This is a genomic window from Mesorhizobium sp. LNHC232B00, assembly GCF_000502435.1.
GTDB lineage: Bacteria > Pseudomonadota > Alphaproteobacteria > Rhizobiales > Rhizobiaceae > Mesorhizobium > Mesorhizobium opportunistum.
Genome location: NZ_AYWP01000009.1, coordinates 1 through 18,937, shown reverse-complemented (window position 1 = coordinate 18,937; position 18,937 = coordinate 1). Strand labels below are relative to the sequence as shown.

General features: G+C 60.6%; 16 protein-coding genes. 12 read left to right on the top strand and 4 right to left on the bottom strand.

Annotation, left to right across the window (positions count from 1 at the left end; translation table 11 throughout):
• Nucleotides 1-1,617 precede the first annotated feature (1,617 nt).
• Nucleotides 1,618-2,346, bottom strand: a complete 729-nt coding sequence (locus X743_RS155840; RefSeq protein WP_245264213.1) for a response regulator transcription factor — start codon at nt 2,344-2,346, stop codon at nt 1,618-1,620.
• Between the two features lie 213 nt (nt 2,347-2,559).
• Between X743_RS155840 and X743_RS155845 the strand changes: the two genes are divergently transcribed.
• Entirely contained in the window at nt 2,560-3,264 is a 705-nt protein-coding gene (locus tag X743_RS155845; RefSeq protein WP_023765691.1) for an SDR family oxidoreductase, read from the top strand.
• A 14-nt stretch (nt 3,265-3,278) separates the two neighbouring features.
• Complete coding sequence (locus tag X743_RS155850) at nt 3,279-4,319, top strand: proline racemase family protein (protein ID WP_023765690.1); 1,041 nt, start codon at nt 3,279-3,281, stop codon at nt 4,317-4,319.
• Nucleotides 4,320-4,362: 43 nt separating this feature from the next.
• On the opposite strand, the gene X743_RS155855 is transcribed toward X743_RS155850, so the two are convergent.
• Nucleotides 4,363-5,154 carry a LuxR C-terminal-related transcriptional regulator gene (locus X743_RS155855; protein ID WP_023765689.1) on the bottom strand — a complete coding sequence of 264 codons (792 nt, stop codon included), beginning with the start codon at nt 5,152-5,154 and terminating at the stop codon, nt 4,363-4,365.
• Between the two features lie 112 nt (nt 5,155-5,266).
• Here X743_RS155855 and X743_RS155860 point away from each other — a divergent pair, with 112 nt between their 5' ends.
• The 7 genes from X743_RS155860 (at nt 5,267) to X743_RS155885 (ending at nt 12,479) form a co-directional block, all read left to right on the top strand.
• Entirely contained in the window at nt 5,267-7,426 is a 2,160-nt protein-coding gene (locus X743_RS155860) for a hydantoinase/oxoprolinase family protein (RefSeq protein WP_023765688.1), read from the top strand.
• A 14-nt stretch (nt 7,427-7,440) separates the two neighbouring features.
• Nucleotides 7,441-9,645, top strand: coding sequence for a hydantoinase B/oxoprolinase family protein (locus tag X743_RS155865; RefSeq protein ID WP_023765687.1), 2,205 nt, complete (start codon nt 7,441-7,443; stop codon nt 9,643-9,645).
• Nucleotides 9,642-10,133: an acetone carboxylase subunit gamma gene (locus tag X743_RS155870; RefSeq protein WP_023765686.1), complete on the top strand. Its 492-nt coding sequence runs from the start codon at nt 9,642-9,644 to the stop codon at nt 10,131-10,133. Before X743_RS155865 ends, X743_RS155870 begins: the two co-directional genes overlap by 4 nt.
• Nucleotides 10,134-10,231: 98 nt before the next feature.
• Nucleotides 10,232-11,059, top strand: a complete 828-nt coding sequence (locus tag X743_RS155875; protein WP_023765685.1) for an SDR family oxidoreductase — start codon at nt 10,232-10,234, stop codon at nt 11,057-11,059.
• Nucleotides 11,060-11,346: 287 nt separating this feature from the next.
• The gene (locus tag X743_RS155880; protein ID WP_023765684.1) at nt 11,347-11,574 is read left to right on the top strand and encodes a hypothetical protein; all 228 of its coding nucleotides are present in this window, start codon (nt 11,347-11,349) and stop codon (nt 11,572-11,574) included.
• Nucleotides 11,575-11,716: 142 nt separating this feature from the next.
• Nucleotides 11,717-11,875 (top strand): hypothetical protein, encoded by a 159-nt coding sequence (locus X743_RS01000000168915; RefSeq protein ID WP_023765683.1) that lies wholly within the window; start codon nt 11,717-11,719, stop codon nt 11,873-11,875.
• A gap of 172 nt (nt 11,876-12,047) precedes the next feature.
• Nucleotides 12,048-12,479, top strand: coding sequence for a hypothetical protein (locus X743_RS155885; RefSeq protein ID WP_023765682.1), 432 nt, complete (start codon nt 12,048-12,050; stop codon nt 12,477-12,479).
• Nucleotides 12,480-12,673: 194 nt separating this feature from the next.
• On the opposite strand, the gene X743_RS155890 is transcribed toward X743_RS155885, so the two are convergent.
• Nucleotides 12,674-12,961 carry a hypothetical protein gene (locus X743_RS155890; protein ID WP_023765681.1) on the bottom strand — a complete coding sequence of 96 codons (288 nt, stop codon included), beginning with the start codon at nt 12,959-12,961 and terminating at the stop codon, nt 12,674-12,676.
• Between the two features lie 913 nt (nt 12,962-13,874).
• On the opposite strand from X743_RS155890, the gene X743_RS155895 reads away from it, so the two are divergent.
• Nucleotides 13,875-14,156: a hypothetical protein gene (locus tag X743_RS155895; RefSeq protein WP_031250176.1), complete on the top strand. Its 282-nt coding sequence runs from the start codon at nt 13,875-13,877 to the stop codon at nt 14,154-14,156.
• A gap of 1,413 nt (nt 14,157-15,569) precedes the next feature.
• A complete protein-coding gene (locus tag X743_RS1000000172040; protein ID WP_156934421.1) occupies nt 15,570-15,866 on the top strand; it encodes a hypothetical protein in 297 nt (98 codons plus the stop codon).
• Between the two features lie 119 nt (nt 15,867-15,985).
• Here the strand turns inward: X743_RS1000000172040 and X743_RS1000000169815 are convergent, their stop codons facing one another.
• Entirely contained in the window at nt 15,986-17,992 is a 2,007-nt protein-coding gene (locus X743_RS1000000169815; protein WP_023765678.1) for a DUF4838 domain-containing protein, read from the bottom strand.
• Between the two features lie 477 nt (nt 17,993-18,469).
• Between X743_RS1000000169815 and X743_RS1000000172035 the strand changes: the two genes are divergently transcribed.
• Nucleotides 18,470-18,730: a hypothetical protein gene (locus X743_RS1000000172035; RefSeq protein WP_156934420.1), complete on the top strand. Its 261-nt coding sequence runs from the start codon at nt 18,470-18,472 to the stop codon at nt 18,728-18,730.
• Nucleotides 18,731-18,937 lie beyond the last annotated feature (207 nt).

Genomic DNA, 18,937 nt, shown 5'->3' with positions numbered 1-18,937 from the left:
CCGACGGATTCCGTGACGGTCACGCCTTGCGACAGGTCGACACGGCCGACGTCGAATTTTCCGACCACCGCCGTCGCCTGGAAGCGGTTGAAGGTCTCCACGGCCTGTGTGGCGCTATTGTCGGTGAACCACTGCACCGTATAGGCATCGTTGAGATGCTGCGCGGTTATGGTGCCGTCCGCGTTGAAGGTAACGAAACCGTTTGTCGCGGTCGTATCGGTGACCAGCCCCCCGTTGCCATCCCTGATGACGACGCGAACGATGGCGACCGCCGAGTCATCGGCAAGCGCGCTTTGTCCGGCGTCGTTGCCCAGATTGGCGCCGCTGGCGAGATTGTTGTCGATGTAGCTGCGGCCCGCCTCGGGACTGGTAGAAGCGCCGCCGGCGCTGAAGGCGCCGATCTTCACGGTGAAATTGGTGCCCGGACTGCCCTCGGTCTGGGAGATGAACAGCTTGGCGTCGGTGACGTCGATGAAGTCCGTATAGCTCATATTGTCGATATCGCCGTATGTGCCCGGTGCCTGGCCCTTGACGAAGCTGAACACCGCGGTCTCACCCGGATCGAACATCTGGTTGTTGACGCCGATAGTGGCGCCGACGCCGCCCTGGCTGGTCTTGATGTTGTCGCCTGAGTTGTCGAGCGTTCCGTCGGCCTTGATGACCGGGTGTATGCCGCTCACCACCAGACCCGCGCCGGATGTGCCTACGGCCACGAACAGATTGTTGCCCGAGGCGAGATTGTCGAAATTGAAGGATGTGGAGCCTGACGCCGAAACGTTGAGAAGGTTGGTCCAGTCGATCGCGTCGTCAGGGTTGGTGGTGTCCGGGTGGGCAATGGCCTGGAAGGTCACCATCTCGACGCTGGCGCTGAGATTGTTGCCTGCCGCGTTCAGATAGAAGGCGGCGACGACATCGCCGACGCCTTCGGTGGCGCTAGTGGTCGCCAGCACGATCGTTCCATTTGCATAGGAATGCAGATAGATAGGTTGGCTGCCATCGACCGTCAGCAGCGGGCTGCCATTGTAGATGACCTGGTCGCCGTCGAGCGCATTGCCGCTGCCGTCGGAGAAGAACAGCTTGCTGATCGTCGCGCCGTCCGGAGTGACGGTGACAAGACCGGCGCCGCTGACCGCCGCCTCGACGTTATCGGCAAAAGCGAACTGGCCTGCCGACAGTTGCAGGTCGCCGGTTAGCCCATTGAGGAAGTCCTTGAACGCCGTCGAAAGTCCAGTGAGATCACTGCTGATGGCCGTATCGCCGGACTGAGCTCCGGAAGTCTGGTCGAGCGTCAGCGTGCCATTGATGTCGATGGTGGTGGTCATGATCGTTACCCCCTTGGTAAGGTCGCTTCTAACGATCCGCACATCCAGTAACGCAGAAATGCACCTGCCCCAGGCCTACCCCACGCGCATTGAATTTGCGGTTTTCAATTGACCATTGTGTTGTCGGCGCAGAGGGCGCGTCCATTCGCGTTTCGATAGTATTAGGGTGAATGCCCACACCTGATCGAACGATATATATCCTTCGATAGATCAGGCTACTGCAGGCGGTCGCGCCGGTATCACGGCCGGTGCTGTCAGACGGCTTCCGGCAAGGCATCAATGTTGAAAGCGGTGGTCAGAGCAGGCCGGAGTGACGCGTTCCTGGATGGTCGCCACCTTTGTTATGCGCCACCCAGGCCAATTCCGCCCGGCCGCCGAGTTGCAGCTTCTCGTAAACGTGATGCAGGTGCATCTTCACCGTGCCTTCCGAGACATGCAGCCGCTGCGCGATGGTCTTGTTGCGCAATCCGCGCGAGACGAGATCGGCGATTTCGGTCTCCCGCCCGGTCAGCCTGGACATTGGCTGGCTCTGTGGTTCCGGCATCAGCAGATGCAGGAGGATCTTGTTGTCGATCCATTTCTTGCCGCTCGCAACCGCATTTACGCAGTCGACGAGATAGTGGTTGCTGATGCCGTCCAGCAGCAGTCCGTCAGCGTCGAGCGCCTGTATTTCCTTGACGCCGAGGCCGCTGTTCGGCTGCACGATGAAGATGATGCCGAGAGCTTTGCCGCAGGCTCTCAGCCGTGAAGAGAGCCCGGCCGTCTGCGGGTCGATTGCATCCACGCCGACAATGGCAACATCAGGCTGGTGACGCTCCACATGAAGGGGAACATCAACCGCGCGGTTGCATTCGGCGACAACATCGTGTCCCGCCTTGCGCAACACCCACTCCAGACCGGCGAGATATACCCCCCGCGGGTCCGCAACAACCAACGTTGACATGCGAACACCGTCCGTAAAAAACGCAACGAACTTATTAAATACCCACAAAATCAGGAAATCAGAGGTTAACCAGTTTGTCAAGAAACTCCTAATATACCTTCAGCTATAATGTCCGAGGCTGTCAGACCCTGCCGGCGCGAATGCCCCGAGGCGAGCCGTTCAGCCATTTGAGTCATTCGATAGTTTCCTATTGGACGACGGCCGATTTCTGTTTAGCCATCCCCACGGCGATGTGTCAGAACTTCGCCCAGTTTCGCAAAAATGCATGAGAGTTGGTAGCCGAAGGGAAGTACGATGACAGGACAAAAAGTTGCGTTGGTTAGCGCTGGCGGAAGCGGCATGGGCGCGGAGACCGCCCGTCGACTTGCTGCGGACGGCTACAAGGTCGGGATTCTCTCGTCCTCAGGCAAAGGGGAAGCGTTGGCAAAGGAGCTCGACGGCTTCGGTGTCACCGGCTCGAACCAATCCAATGACGATCTCAAGCGGCTGGTCGATGGCGCTGTCGAGCGGTGGGGTCGCGTCGACGTGCTTGTAAACAGCGCTGGCCACGGCCCACGAAAGCCCATCCTCGAGATTACCGACGAGGATTGGCATGACGCAATGAACGTTTATTACCTGTGCGCTGTTCGTCCGGCGCGGTTGGTTACACCAATCATGCAGATGCAGAAATCGGGCGTCATCGTCAACATCTCCACCGCCTGGGCGTTCGAACCGAGCCCGATGTTCCCCACCTCTGCCGTCTTCCGTGCCGGACTGGCCTCCTTCACGAAGATCTTCGCGGATACCTATGCCGGTGACAACATTCGCATGAACAACGTTCTTCCAGGTTGGATCGACAGCTTGCCCGCAACCGTGGAACGCCGCGACAGCGTGCCGTTGGGGCGTTATGGCACCAGCCAGGAAATCGCCGCCACGATCGCGTTCCTTGCGTCGGACGGCGCGGCCTACATCACCGGCCAGAACATCCGCGTCGATGGCGGCATAACGCGCGCCGTCTAGGACAGGCTTCAACAATGCGCACCAAAACCAGCATTCGTGTCGTCGGCTGTCATGCCGAAGGCGAGGTCGGCGACGTCATCGTGGGTGGCGTGCTGCCGCCGGCGGGCCGCACGATGATGGAGAAGATGATCACGATGGAACGTGATCACGACCATATCAGGCGGATGCTGATCTGCGAGCCGCGCGGCAGCGTCGCGCGGCACGTCAACCTGCTCGTGCCATCGACGCGTGACGATTGCGTCGCCGGCGCCATCATCATGGAGCCGACGGAATACCCTCCGATGTCCGGTTCCAATACGATCTGCGTCGCCACGGTCCTGCTGGAGACCGGCATGGTGCCGATGCTGGAGCCCGAGACGCGCTTCAGGCTCGACATGCCGGGTGGCGTCATCGACGTGCGCGCCGAATGCCGTGACGGCAAATGCGTGTCGATCACCTTGCGCAATGCGCCTGCCTTCGCCGAACGTCTCGATGCCAACATCGAGGTCGAGGGGCTGGGAACGCTCACGATCGACGTCGCCTATGGCGGCATGTTCTACGCGATCGTCGATGCTAGGGCGCTCGGCTTCTCGGTCGCCCCCGACGAGGCTCGCGAGTTGGCGGTGATGGGCGAGAAGGTCCGACGGGCCGCGCGCGAACAGCTTGATGTCGTGCATCCGGAATTCGAGCATGTGCGCGGCGTGTCCATCGTGCAGTTCGCCATGCCGTTCCAGGGTCCCGGCAATGTCACCCGCAACACCTGCATCGTCTCGCCGGGACGATCCGACCGCAGCCCGACGGGAACCGGCACGTCGGCCCGCATGGCCGTGCTGCAGGCCCGAGGCCTGATGGGAGTTGGCGACGTATTGATCCACGAATCGATTATCGGCTCGCGCTTCACCGGCAAGATCGTTGAGCTGACGGAGATCGGCGGCCGCAAGGCGATCGTTCCGGAAATCACTGGCCGAGCCTGGGTCACCGGCGAGCATGCCTACTACCTCGATCCGACGGACCCATATCCGCAAGGCTACGTGCTGTCGGACACATGGGGGACTTCCACCTCGGTCAAGCAATAGGCGTGCAGCGGCGTCGAAACAGGTTCGATCCAGGTCCGAAATCTCAGGGACCATTCAACCGGGATGTCCGCGATTGAAAGAACTGCAGGAACAATTCGCGCTCCGTGGTGATGTCGAGTTTTTCGTAGATGCGGCGGCGGTGATTTTTGACCGTGCCGACCGCGATCCCCAGCCGCTCGGCGATGCTGGCGGTCGGATGCCCGGCCAGGACGAGTTGGACGAGTTCGCGTTCCCGCTGTGAAAGCTCTGGCCAGAGGCTGGCCGGAATGCTGGGCTTCTGCTGCGGCGAAGCGCCGGGCCCTGTCGGCACCGATGTGCGGGAGAATTCGTTTCCGCGCGCGGTTATGTCGAGTGCGTGCAGGGCTGCGAACACCGGCAGCCGCTCTTCCAATCGCGCGATCTCGCTGTCCTTGAAAGAGGCGCTCGAACGGTCGAGAAAGATGCCGAGACACCAGTCGCCGCCATCCGCCAGCATGATGCCGACTTCATCGCAGATTTCCGACTGCGCCAGGAAGCCGGCTATGTACTGGCCGCGCTTGGCCTCGTCGTCGGCAAGCCGTTTCAGCGGCATGATGCCAAGCCGCCGCTCGCGCCGCCACGAGGCGTAGAACGGGTCGAACACGTAGTAACTGGCGAGATAGCGCTGCACCATCTCGTCCGAGAAGCGCCGGTGCTTGACGAATTCCGGTGTCTGCGTCGCCGAATAGCGCGTCACGGTGACAAGGTCGTGCTCGATGTCGGCGCCGATCAGGTCGATCAGGCAGTCGACATGCCTGTCCGTGCCGGTGGCGGCGATCGCCCTGGCGAGCGGCGCCCAGATATTGCCCATGCGCATGCCCTTTTCTCGGCGATCCCGGCCCGACCGTCATTGTGTCTTTTGGCATATGGCGCGAGGCCGCCCAAGAGCTCTAGCCTTGCCTCAACCCAGACCACATTCCGAGGCGCCTGTGACCCAACCCAATCCCATCGGCCCCATCGTCGGCAACCCCATCGTCATCGGCATCGACGCCGGCGGCACCATGACCGACACCATCCTTGTCGATCAGGACGGTCACTTCAAGATCGGCAAGTCGGCGACCACGTCGAAGAACGAAGCCGAAGGTTTCCTGGCCTCCGCCGAGGACGCGGCCGATGCCTGGGGCATCTCGCTGGAGCAGCTCTTCTCCGGCGTCAACGTCGTGCTCTATTCCGGCACCGGCATGCTCAACACGCTGTTGTCGCGCACCGGCCGCCGCCTCGGCCTGATCACCACAAAGGGCTTGGAGGACATGATCCTGATGGGCCGCGGCTTGCAGGTCTGGGCCGACTATTCCTACGCCGACCGGCTGCATGCGGTCACCCATCATCATCCCGATCCGCTGGTGCCGCGCCGTCGCACCCATGGCGTCACGGAGCGCATCGACCAGTTCGGCGACATCATCCTGCCGCTCTACGAGCATGAGGTGGCTGCGGCAGCCAGGAAGCTGATCGCCGACAAGGTCGAGGGCATCTGCATCATGACGATCTTCTCGCACGTCAATCCCGTGCACGAGAAGCGCATCGCCGAGATCTGCCGCGAGGAGATCGAAAAGGCCGGCGCCGAGATCACCGTCTACACCAGCCACGAAGTCCGCCCGGTCATCCGCGAACAGTCACGGCTGAACTCGGTGCTGATCGAGGCCTACGCGACGTCGCGCGGCCGCAAGCAGCTCAAGGGTATCGAGGACGTCTCGAAGAAATACGGCTTCAAATATGGCGTGCAGACGCTGCTGTCCTTCGGCGGCCTGACCTCGATCAACCATCCGCGCCTGCACGAAACCATGATCTCCGGCCCGATCGGCGGCATCCTCGGCGCGGCCTATGTCGGCAAGCTGATTGGCAACGATTCGCTGATCTGCTCGGACATGGGCGGCACCTCCTTCGACATGGGCGTCATCACGCGCGGCCAGACGCGGATCGAGAACGAGCCATTGATGGACCGTTTCAAGCTCAACGTGCCGACGCTGCATCTCGACACGATCGGCGCCGGCGCAGGCATGATCCTCAAGGTCGATCCACTGACCAAGAAGGTCTCGCTCGGGCCGGAAAGTGCGGGCTCCGATCCCGGGCCGATCTGCTTCGCCAAGGGCGGCACCGAACCGACCATCGCCGATTGCGACGCCATCCTGGGCCGCCTCAACCCGCATTACTTCCTTGGCGGCAAGGTCGTGCTGCAGGTCGAGAAGGCGAGGGCAGCCTTCGAGGAAAAGTGCGCGCGCCTGCTCGGTGTGGGCGTCGAGGAGGCTGCCGAAGGCATGATCGACATGCTGGAGGCCGACGCCAACAACGCGTTGCGGCGCGTCATCTCCGGCCAGGGCATCCACCCCTCCGAATTCACGCTGCTCTCCTATGGCGGCTCAGGCCCGCTGCATCTGGCCGGCTGCTCCAGGGGCATCGGCTTCAAGGACATCATCACCTTCCAGTTCGCCGCCGCCTTCTCGGCCTTCGGCTGCACCACGGCCGATTTCATGCGCCGCCATTCGGTGTCGACGCAGCACGACATCGGCGCGCGCGCCAGTGATGACGAATTGATGGCCTTCGGTGTGAAGGTCACCAATGTCTGGGATGATCTCACCAAGGCAGCCGTCGACGAGATGATCGAGGACGGCCATGCGCGCGACAAGATCAAGACCGTGCCGTTCCTGATGATGCGCTATACCGGCCAGCTTGAGGATGTCGAGGTGATGGCGCCGCTCTCGGCCATCCGTTCGGCCGACGACATGCGCGGTGTCATCGACGAATTCGAGGCCGTCTATGCCAAGGTCAACCACCGCGTCTCGCGCTACGGCGAAGCCGGCTTCTCGATCACCGAACTCGGGCTCGTCGCCACCGCCGACAAGGTCAAGCCGATGCTCTTGAAGCGTGCGCTCGGCAAGCCGGATCCGGCGGCCGCCCACAAGGGCGTGCGCGAGGCCTATATCGGCGGCCGCTGGCACAAGGCCAATCTTTACGAGATGGATCTGCTGCAGCCCGGCCACGAGGTCACCGGCCCGGCTATCATCGAACATCCCGCCACAACGCTCGTCGTTCATCCGCAGGACCGTGTCCATGTCGATGAATGGACGCTGCTGCACTACACCCACGCTTGAGAAGGGCGAACGCCATGCTGGACAAACCCGCCTCCGCGCTCCGCCTCCGCGAACGGCTGATCGAATCCGAACGGCTCATGGAAGAGACCGGCTGCTACGACGGCATCACGGAACTTTCGCTGCGCAACCAGGATCCGCTCAAATTCGAGACGCTGCACACCAAGCTGCGCGCCTATTGCGTCTCGGCCCGCGAGATGGCCCGCCGTATCTCTGCTTCGCCGGGCGTGCGCGAGGTCGGCGAGATGGTGGTCGCCATCTACACGCCGGAAGGCGATGCGATCGCGCTCTCCAACGGCATCATGGTGCATGTGCACACGATGAGCCGCTTCATCAAATGGATGATCAGACAGGGCTATGAGGAAAACCCCTGCATCCGCGACGGTGACATCTTCGCCAACAACGACGCCTTCATCGGCACCGTGCAGGTGCCCGATGTGATGGACGTGGTGCCGATCTTCCACTCGGGCAAACTGGTCGGCTGGGCGGGCGCGGTCTGCCACGAGCTCGAGGCCGGCGGCATCACGCCCGGCGGCGACGTGGCCCTGGCGCAGGAGCGCTTCACGGAAGGGCTGTTCGTCTGCGCCGAAAAAATCGGCGAGAACGACGAGATCCGCCGCGACTATGTCATCCGCTGCGAGCGCAATCTGCGCATGCCGATCTATTGGGTCTTGGACGAGAAGGCCAAGGTCGCCTCCTGCATCGACATGCGCGAAAGCGTCAAGGCGCTGATCGACGAGATCGGCTTGGACTACTGGATGAAGGTGTCGAAGGAGTTCATCGAAGAAGGCCGCCGCGCCCAACTCGCCCGCACGCGCCAGCTCACTGTGCCCGGCATCTACCGCGGCCACACCTTCTACGGCCACGTCACAGCGGGCAAGCCCGGCTACCAGCCGCTCGGCGACCCCGACTGGCTGTACAACATCCCGATCGAGATGGAGATCACCACCGACGGCAAGATCATCATGGATTTCGAGGGCACGCAGCCCTGGGGCTACCATTCGATGAACTGCACCCCGGCCGGCATGGATGGCGGCATGTTCGTGACGCTCACCCAGCACATGAATTTCGAGGGGCTGGTCAATGACGGGGCCTGGATGGCGACCGAACTGAAACTGCCGCACGGCACATGGACCAACCCGGACAACGAAATGGTGGCGACCGCCACCTCATGGGCCTTGCTGCTTCCGGCCTATGGCGTGTTCCAGCGGCTGTTGTCGCGCTCCTTCATCGGACGCGGCTTCGTCGAGGAAGCCTTCGTCGGCCAGGTCAACAGCCCGATGATCGAGATGGGCGGCACCAGCCAGTACGGCAAGCTGTTCGGCATGGCGCATTTCGAATGCGCGGCCGCCGGTTCCGGCGCGCTGGCGATCAAGGACGGTCTCGACACCGCCTATGTCGGCTGGAACCCGGAATCCGACATGGGCAATATCGAGATCTGGGAACAGAACATGCCAATGGTCTATATCGGCCGCTCGATCGTTCCCAATTCCGGCGGCGCCGGCAAGTATCGCGGCGGCTGTTCCTTCCTGTCGACCTGGCTGGTCAGCAAGACTGATCATCTCAGACTGGTGACTTCGGAGCATTCGTCCCGCGTGTTCGACAATGGCGGCATGTGCGGCGGCTATCCGGCGCCGACCTGCCAGAAGCATCGCGCGGTGCGCAACTCCAACATCTTCGAACTGGCCGAAAAAAGGGCACCGCTCGCGCACCACACCGGCACCAACCCGCATCGCTCTGAGCTTGAGCTGCGGCTGCAGGGCGAGCATGTGACGATGGAGGGCCCCTACATCACCGCCCCGCACAAGACCGGTGACGTCTTCACCCATTCCTACAATGGCGGTGGCGGCTATGGCGACGTGCTGGAGCGCGATCCGCTCAAGACGGCGTTGGATGTCGAGAACGGCTATCTCACCAAGGAAGCGGCCGAGGGCATCTTCGGCATCATCCTCGACGAGGATGGGGACGGCTATCCCGTTGCCAACATCGAGGCCACCAAGCGTCACCGCGCCGAGATGCGCGCCAGGCGGCTCGCCGAGGCAAAGCCGGTGTCGGAGTGGATCGCCACCGAGCGCGGCCGGGTCGAAAAGGCCGACTTCGCGCCCGAGGTCAAGAAAATGTATGCCAGCGCGATCAAGCTTTCCTCGCGCTTCACCAGGGAATTCAGCGATTTCTGGGACGTCGACGCCAAATCGATCTTCATGCCGGGAGCAAAGCCATGACCTCGTACAGCAAGGAAGTCATCGCCGATCTGGTCGCGGGCACGCTGTCCTGGCCGCAGACGCGCCGCGTCATGAGCGCTTACAAGGACGACGACCGCTTCTTCAAATACGTCGCGGTGCTGCAGGATCGCGTCGGCTGGAAAGACCCGATCCTGTTGCCGGTCTCGGATCATCTGTTCATTTGCCAGAGCGGTGACGAGCGGGTGACCCGTTGTGAGTGCGGCCACTCCTTCGGCGACTATCGCAAGAACTGGAAGCTGAACGCAGCGATCATCGTGCGCAATACAGAGGAGACGCTGCGCGAAATCTATCCCAACAATGATATTCCCGATCCGCAGTGGATGGAAATTCGCGAATTCATCTGCCCGCAATGCGGCACCATGCACGAAGTAGAAGCAGCCGCACCCGGCTACCCAATCGTGCATGATTTCGAACCCGACCTCGAGGGCTTCTATCGCGAATGGCTGGGCAAGCCGCTGCAGCCTTGACCAGGCCGGTTGCCGGGCCTTGGATAGGTTCGTCGCGACTTCCGAAAATGACGGTTGGTGCCCACTGCCTTGTGGTTTGATTGCGGAGATCCAGTTCGATGACCAACCTCTCGGGCCGCGGGGCCATCGTCACCGGCGGTTTTTCCGGCATGGGCTTCGCCATCGCCACCGCGCTTGCCAGGGCAGGGGCCAATGTCGCTGTCGGCTCCTACGTGGCCGCGCCGGGCCCGGGAAGGACCGATGCCGCCTACTATCCGGGCGCCGGCGAGATCGAACGGGTACGCTCGGCTTTGGCGGCGCATGGCTCAAGTGTCCACGCCGCGCATCTCGACGTGCGCGATAGCGATCTCAGCAATCGTTTCGTGGCCGAGGCGGAGGCGGCGATCGGGCCGGCCGACATTCTCGTAAATGCCGCCGGCACCACCGCCGAGCAGCCGGTCGTGGGGCATTCCGACGAACTCTGGGACAAGATCGTCGACACCAATCTTACGGGTGCCTTCCGTGTCACACGCGCCGTGCTGCCGGGCATGATCGGACGCCGCTGGGGTCGCATCGTCAACATTGGCTCCACCGCGGCCTCGGTTGGCTGGAAGGACAATCCTGCCTATTGCGCCTCGAAGGCCGGCCTGCTCGGGCTGACGCGCTGCGTGGCGCTGGAAGGTGCCGCACACGGCGTCACCTGCGTCATGATCAGCCCGACCTGGGTGGAGACGGAACTGATGCGCCGCAACGTCGCGCAAGTGGTCGAGCGTGAGGGCAAGGGCCGCACGCCAGAGGAAGCCATGGCCGAAATCGTTCGCGGCAACCCGCAGCAGCGCATGCTGCAGCCGGAGGAAATCGCGGCGCTCGCGGTGTTCCTGTGCTCGGACGCCGCCAGGGGCATCACCATGGAGAACATCCAGGTGACCGGCGGCGCTTTGTGGTAACGCCGATGCAAGGATCCAATCGATCTTGGGTCGGCGGTTTGCCGGTAGCTAGGCAGCATGACGACCGCTGCGGAAGTGCGATGACTAAGCCAGCCTTTCGTAGATCGCGATTGCCTCGCAGGACAATTTCGCGTGGGCAACTTTCGCGACACTCAAACCAAGGCCCGGCCGATGCCGTGCCGCCGTTGCCTTCTTATAGCTGAGCGATTTGGTACGGAATCGTACCATCGATTGATCGGCGTCTTGGACGGGATCAAGATGAAGCCGAGGGTGATGGGAGGAACCGCATGAGCATCGCCAGATGGGCAACAAGACCCGTCGGTACCGCTAGGGAGTTTCTGGCATCAGAGCTTCGAAGTGCGCGATATGGCGATATCGTCTCGGTCAAAGCGGCAATAGAGGCCGCTCGCAGGGATGCGCCCTATTTGCAAGATACGGATGACGAGTTGACGGAGAAGATCGTCGATCTGGCACGGGAACTGGGCCTAGCCGTCCTTTTTGACTCTCGTGAGTGATCGATGGCCGAAGGCTTGGCGCTGGTCTATGTTCCTTGGTACGAAACCAACAATTGGCTCTTGACTAAAAATGCGCAATCCTTGGAAAATGGAACGCCGGCTGGACGACAAACTCGATTGCAAGGTATGCGGGACTATCCAAATGGACATTCCCGACAACGCCGAGGAGTCGACGCCAATTCACTGCAGCAAGTGCGGTGCCTTTCTTGGCGAATGGGGCGAACTGCAGGATGATTTCTACCGCCAGACCCGCGGTTCCGAAGCCTTCGACCTGCGCAACGGAAACATCATTAAAAAGTAGCTGCAGTCGCTGGATTCATGCAGCCCGGTTCTGGGCAGCCTGGTTCTGCTGGCCGATGCAATCGGTCCATTTACAATCCTGACCGCCTCAATCTCCCGCTCTTGTCGGGGCATCACCGCGCGATAATTTCCCTGAAGGCGTGGGTGCTTCTCACTCTCGACAGGAGCCTGCCATGAAACATCAGACACTCGACCAACTGCATGCCGTCGCCAAGATCGAATCCTCGGCGGCATATTCGGAGATGACGCGGAACCAGCGTATCGAACGTTGGGCCGAACTTCTCGAACAACATCCCGAGCGATGCCTTGCAGCGTTTACAGGCACCGAATATCTGCGCCTGGAGGAACGTGACAGCGTGCGTGGGGAAGGATCGGCAATTGCTGTGGCCTTCGAAGATCCGGTGCTGCGCGCATCGGGCCTGCAAGACGACAGCTATGGTGAGGCAAAACGCTTCTTCGGGCTGAGCGACTGGCAACTGCACGACATCGTCTGCGATTGTCACGTCGGCGCTACGATGAAGGCGGGCTGGGCTGCCAACCGGGTCCGCGCAACGATTGGCGGGAACAGGTTTATTGCCTGGCTAAGGCAAAGGATAATGCACTGAACGCAAGGGGGGGATCGCAGCCTGCCACAGCACGATCCGCTGCCTTGCTCGACGCCCGAGTCAACTCTAATCATGGTTTGGTCGCGGGAGAGCGCTGCCGCCTTTCCCCGAGCCATGCGGCGCATCCCCCAGTCACAAATCCGAGCAGGAAGCTACCAGTCCCATGTCCAGCGTTGTGAGGGGCGTGTGATCCTTCAACCCAGGGCCGGGCGGCCAAGCATGGGCTCCGCGATAGCTGTTCTGGATCGAAATTTCGCATTGGCCAGAACGGTCAGATGCTCTGCTTCTTCGCGCGAGAGACCGAAGAGCACTTTGCAAGTGAATTCCGCCGGAACCTCGGAATGTAGATCATACACCATCCAGTTGTCGGCCGGATCTTGCAACGCGATGAACCTCAAGCGGGCCTCCATGGTCAGCGAGGCCCAATTTAAACGGGATGCGTCTTGTTCCGCCTCTCCATTTGGACAGTGGGCTTCCGCCATGGGGTGAAGCTCAGCGACCGAAGGGCTGAGGAACTCGCCACGTCATTCGGGAGCTTAGCGACCGCAAGCACGCGCAGCCACCCGCTTAGGCCCAAGAACTGTGAAGCTCCACACCTGCGGAATGTAGTCTCAAAACTCACCGCGCGCTGGCTGCGCCGCATGACGCAGCTTCGCCCGTGCGATGATGAATCGTCAAAAAAGTACCATCGCGACGATCCAGGAACATTAGGTCCATCTAAAGGTTGGTGGTGGCAGGGACCCAACGCCCGGCAAGTCCCAAAAATCCCAGGGGCGGCCCGTCGCTGCCGTGAATGGGGCGGCGGGTTTTTCTTAGATGGGTCGCCTCGCGAACGCGGAAGCATCGGCCCTTCGTGACGACAGGTTACCTGACGGAATGGGGTCCGACACGATACTGCAACAAACTCTGGGCATCATTGTTATCTCAACTTTCAAGGAGCCGTGACGAGGTCGATCAAAATGCGAAATGATAGAGAATTGCTTGCAAGAGCATGCGCGTTGGGCATCAACATCTATCAACGCTCAAAAACAGTTTGGGTGGCCAGGGGAAGCTATCGTGGCCGTACTTTCGAGGTGAAGGGGCGTGCTCCAAAGCCAACGATCGCTTTGTGGAAGGAAGCGACACGTTATAGAGGTTCGGCGTTTTAAGCTCGAGCATCCGCAGCCGCGAGACGGCTCAAGCTCGGCGGCTCGCCGCAGGGACCAGGAGCGCGAATGGTCTGTCCCTGTTGCCGAGACGCGCGGACTGGCTTGGGTTGTGAACAGTTTTCTTCGCCAGTTGACTTTACGGGTTTTGCACGAAACCCTAAAAGGAGTGCTGTCGTTAGCAAATATTTTGGGCGCTAGCGCTTGGGAGCCATAGACTTACTCCTGCCCCACACGGAGGCATGGAGCGATGTCCCAACAATCCGAAACTATTGCATCGCTGTTCCGGCAATTGCGGATGTTGGAAGAGCCCGCCGAAATCGTATGTGCCCATGCCGAGGTGATACGGGGTGCTGCCGATGACATCGCCGATGAATTTCCATTCGACGATGTCGAAACGCTGGCTATGCTGATTGAAGACGATATCGACGACGATGAAGAGGCAGCGGCTACTGCTCGCGCTATTTCCCAGGAACTCCGTCGACGATTGGCCGCTGGTGTAAGAAAATGGCCGAGACTGAAGATTATGTGATGAAACAAGACGGCAAGTCTTGGCTCCGTTTAGTCTTCGGCCGATTGAGCGTCCCATCGTCGATATGATCGGCTTGGCCTGCGTGTCGGCTTCTTGGATCGGTAGCGCGCTCATCAACGTGCAACCTGGTCCCAATCTGATCCCTTGACGGTCTATCGACAACTCAGGTCTTTGGGTGGCGAGCCGATCGATTAGACCCCGCGGCTTCCTCGCATGTGTCGGAAGGCACCGCAGTCGAGATGTCATTGCAACCGTATGACGACAAAGCCGAGGCTTTTGGGAACCAATGGCCGGTGCGGCTGCGCTGCGTTGGGCAGCTTGATTTGCGCCACACCGGCCACTGCGGGTTGGTTTGGGTGTCCCCCGCACTGCTCAAATTATAGACATATTAGCAATAACGCAAATAAGACTGAAGTCCCATGGGCGATGAGGGTGAGCGGCTGGCTGCTGACCTATCAAGGCCGTGACTTTGCACGGTCATAGCGACTGTTGGGATGCTATGACGGATTCGTACGAAGCCCGCATCTATGTCAAATGCAAATGACAGCGCCCCAATATGAACGTAGACCAAGCCATGGTTTGCCAATGAAGGAGCACCTTCGCCCGTTTTAGGAGCCAAAGGCCAGAGCAAATGCACCGCGATCACGACGAGATTTTCCATCGGGCGGATGCTCTTGGGGTTTCGATCCTTCAACGTTCAAAAACAGTGTGGGTGGCCACGGGAAGCTACCGAGGCCGCCTTTTCGAGGTGAAAGCCCGCTCGCCCGCGGTTGCACTCACGTTATGGATGGAAGCCGCTCAATATGCTGGTCAGCGGATTTAGTGACCGGGATCGCCGACGCGTAAGCATCCATTCGCAGCCCCAGGCGCTGGCCATCCCGGCTCACGCGCGGTTGGCCCGATTGACCTGTCGATCGTCGGGCACAAGCCTGAAGATCGGGGCGGATAGACGGAAATCGCTTTGTGCGTGCCCAAAGTGCAGCACTGCACGCAACCATCACCACAACATTGTCAGATAGTTAACAAATGGTTGCCTCTGAACTTTGGGGTTTGTCGGCTCGGACGTCAAGAATGCGACGAACAGTCAAACCGAGCTGACGATCCAGCTCCCCGGAGTTTTAAATAGATACGTCATTTTCTACTTGGCGACGCCACACCGGAGCGCTGGCCCTCGCGATCGATGCAGGTGACTGTTGCGACCGATCACATTGAGTTGCAAGTTTTAGGCAGATATCCAAGAAATCATTAGTGCGCCTATTTCCAAAGAAAAATGAGTAAAATTTCGTCCGAAAATTTTTTCACTAATTATAAAACATGCCGACGGGCTCACCCTCGTACAAGACTCGATCTTCCCGGAAAAATACACGACAAGATCCTCAGGGGCTGAATGTCACCCTGTTAAGGAGGCTTATCATGATCATTCGCATTCTTACCGCAATTTCTCTTGCTATATCTGTCGCATCCGTCTCGACGACTAGCTTTGCCGAATCGGCGACCAAAATTAAGTCTGTGGAAGCAGGCAAGGCAGGTCGCGCCGCAGAACCCGGAAAGGCAGGGCGCGCTGCAGAACCTGGCAAAGCGGGCGGTGCCGGCGAAACCGGTGGCAAGGCCGGCGGCGCCGGTGAGTCCGGCGGCAAGGCTGGCGGCGCCGGTGAGTCCGGGGGGAAATCCGGCGGCGCTGGAGACGGTGGCGGCAGCAAGGGCGGCTGACCGTCTTGCCGATCTTGCCAGGTCGTAAAGAGCGCACCCTTGCCAGCGTGCAAGCTGGCGGGGTGCCTTCCCTGTTGGTGACCGAAGGCCAGGCTGGAAGTTTCGCTGCTTGAAGAAGATCACTCCGGATCGGGCGCCTGCAATTGGACTGCAGCGCCGGGAAGGGCCCAGCTGGTGCTCTCGACCCACGCGCAGTGATTCATGTTGGATACCCACGTGCGCTCGTGCGCTCGTCGAAATTCCAACAGCGCCTGCAATTCCACCTTGCCTCTCTCGTAGCTGGATTCCGGATCGCCGAGCGTAAGCTTGGTGGAGGCCAAAGAGCACAATTTCGCGTGCTGCAATCCCAATTGAAGGAACTGCACCCGCCTTGACGCTTGCTGGTCTGCCGCCGCGGAGGATGCTGCCTTGTCGAGCAATGCTTCGGCCGGCGCGAAGCTCTCCTCTGGATAGATCGCATGCGCCGCTTTCGCCCAGCTTCGCCAACGCGAAGCCCCAAGAGCCTCGAAAGTGTCACGCAGCCGGGCTCGCCCACCGGACGTATACGCCTCCCAGAAATCGAAATATCTCCTCACGTCAGCCGCCGCGGGTCCGAAGGCGGAGTAATATTCGGACAGCAGGGAGCTGGCAGGCATGTCGGGGTGGATCTGCAAGCGGAGCAACAGGTAAAGGTTTGGGCCTTGTGTCGCCCAATGACCTGTCAGCGAATCGAAATCGGTCCCGATCATCCCGTTGTTCGCGGCGCTCTGAAACTCGTCGGCGAACTGGCTGGAAAATATGTGCGGCATGCAATATCCGTCCAGAAAATAGTTCGTCCGCATGAAAAGCCGGGCTTCGGTTTCCGCCCATCCTCGCCACTGGGCTTTCATCCAATCCTGCTCGTCGCCGCTTCGGGGATAGAACCAGGATGATGGGCAAAATCCGATCATGATGTTCGGCCCCAGTTTTATGCCCGAGGTCGGAGCGGCGAAGTAGTTCATGTAGGCGTAGCCGACGACAACCGAGTTCGAATTGTATTTCGCGGCGATCTGCTGGATGGCTTGCCATGAACGCGCATATCGGTCGGATACGAAAGGCTTGCTGGCGATCTTTGATTTCGACGGAATGAATTTTCGATAATCCGGTGGCTCCCGGCCATCGAGCGCCTTGCATGCATCGCATTCGCATTGGCCAGGCACGTCATTCTCGACAGCATTGACGAAGGTTGGAAGTTGTTCCGGGGTATCCCCTCCATGCTCGCGCCACTGCGCGACAATCTCTTCGCGCAGACCCGGATTGGAAATGCACATGGAGAAGCGCGCACCCAGCCTTGAGGGGCCTCGTCTGCCGTTGACCAGTTGAAACCATTCAGGATGCTCGGCGCCATACTGCCGCCACCAGTCCACGAAGGCATGGCCGTACTTCGCCGGGATTCGGCGGCCCATGCGGTTGCGGCGCAGAAATGTTGCCTGCGCGTTCATGTATTCTTCGGCCGCCGCGGCAGTGAAGCCCAGCTCGGGATGATCCTTGGCCTTCAAGCCCGCAGCCGAGCGCACGTGGCGCTGCATGAATCGAGGCGTTACGACATGGTCTTGAAGAGGAACGACCACGGACTCCGCTCTTGGAACAAACGTTCCCAGTTCGCCTGGCCATAGCCACCGAACCGCGAAGTAGCGATCGAGAAGTTCGTATGCGCCGAAGAGCGTTCCCGCGGAGGTGTCCTCATCAAGAGGGCTGCCGCTCGTGTCATGCCCCGCGATACAGAGGTGGCGGCCGACGGTGCGGATTGCACACGATTCCGGCTCCAATGCGTCGGAATCGATGCCGGCCTTTCGGGCAAACCGGGTATCGCCCAGAAAGACATGGGCTTTGCCCAGGCTCGCCGACGTCACCTCGCTTTCAGTCGCCATGGCAGGTTGGAAGCCGGTCGCTTTCTCGATATGCCAGCCGAGCTCCACGGCAGCATAGCGGACGGAGTCCTTCGGCCTGTCCGGGATAACCAGCGTGACGGCGGGTCTGCCTCCCGCCACCAACGTCACACCATCGCCTGGCTGAGCGTACGCGCCGGCTGCCTTGCCAGCGCCCAGCCAGTGCAGAAAGCCGAATATGGCTCCCTGCCCAAACGTCCTTCGCGACAGTGCCCGCATAGCAAGACCTTACCTACGGCCGATCATCCAACAGGGTGGACCTTCTTCTGGACAAGGACGGTGCACGCTCCCATGAATCGCAGGGGACGCTGTCGGTCCTCCGGAGATGAAGAGGGCCAAACCGCGCTGAATTCTGCCCGAAGGCGAAGGGACTTTTGGCGATCCAGGCTTTTGGCGATACAGGCATGCGCACCATCCGATGAGAATTGCTCGCCGCATGTTGGTGCGGCGGGCGATCAAGCGTTGCGCACCAAGCGAAGCGGCTGCTGTTACGCGCAGATCATGAGGTGGATGGTATCGCCGCTAGACCCAACGATCCCAGACAGGCTTTTGGGTGTTCTTGCTAGACTTTTGGTCGGGGGAGTGCCTGGCCCCTGGTGGCTTGCAATCGTCGAGGACCGGATCGATGCCGCCGCTCACGCCAGCGGCGGGTTGTTTCGGTTGCCGAATGGAAGGTTCGGATCGGGAAGTGTTAAAATGATCACATTCCTTGGAACTCCAATCTGGCATCCCTCGTTGCTTCTTACATCGCGGGGGCTGGAATGTATGAATGCAAATGATCCACAATGGCGAACGCTCGCCGGCGCTATAGGCGTCACTGTTTATCAGCGCTCAAAAACAGTTTGGGTCGCGGCCGGGAAATACAAAGGTCAAGATTTCGAGGTGAAAGCCCGTTCCCCACAGGTTGCGCTCGCCCTGTGGAAGGAGGCCGCGCGCTATGCCGGTTCGGACTGGTGACCAGTGATGGGACTTGCTGCTTGCGCGGATGAATTGCGCCAGTTGTTGGACACGGATGCCGATAAGGGAACAACCATTACCGGCACCCGATAGTCTCAAGCTTCTATCGGCCTAGCCAGCGCCACCGCTGCCCTTGCCGCTCTCGCCGCCGGCCTTGCCACCGGTCTCGCCGGCGCCGCCGGCCTTGCCACCGGTTTCGCCAGCACC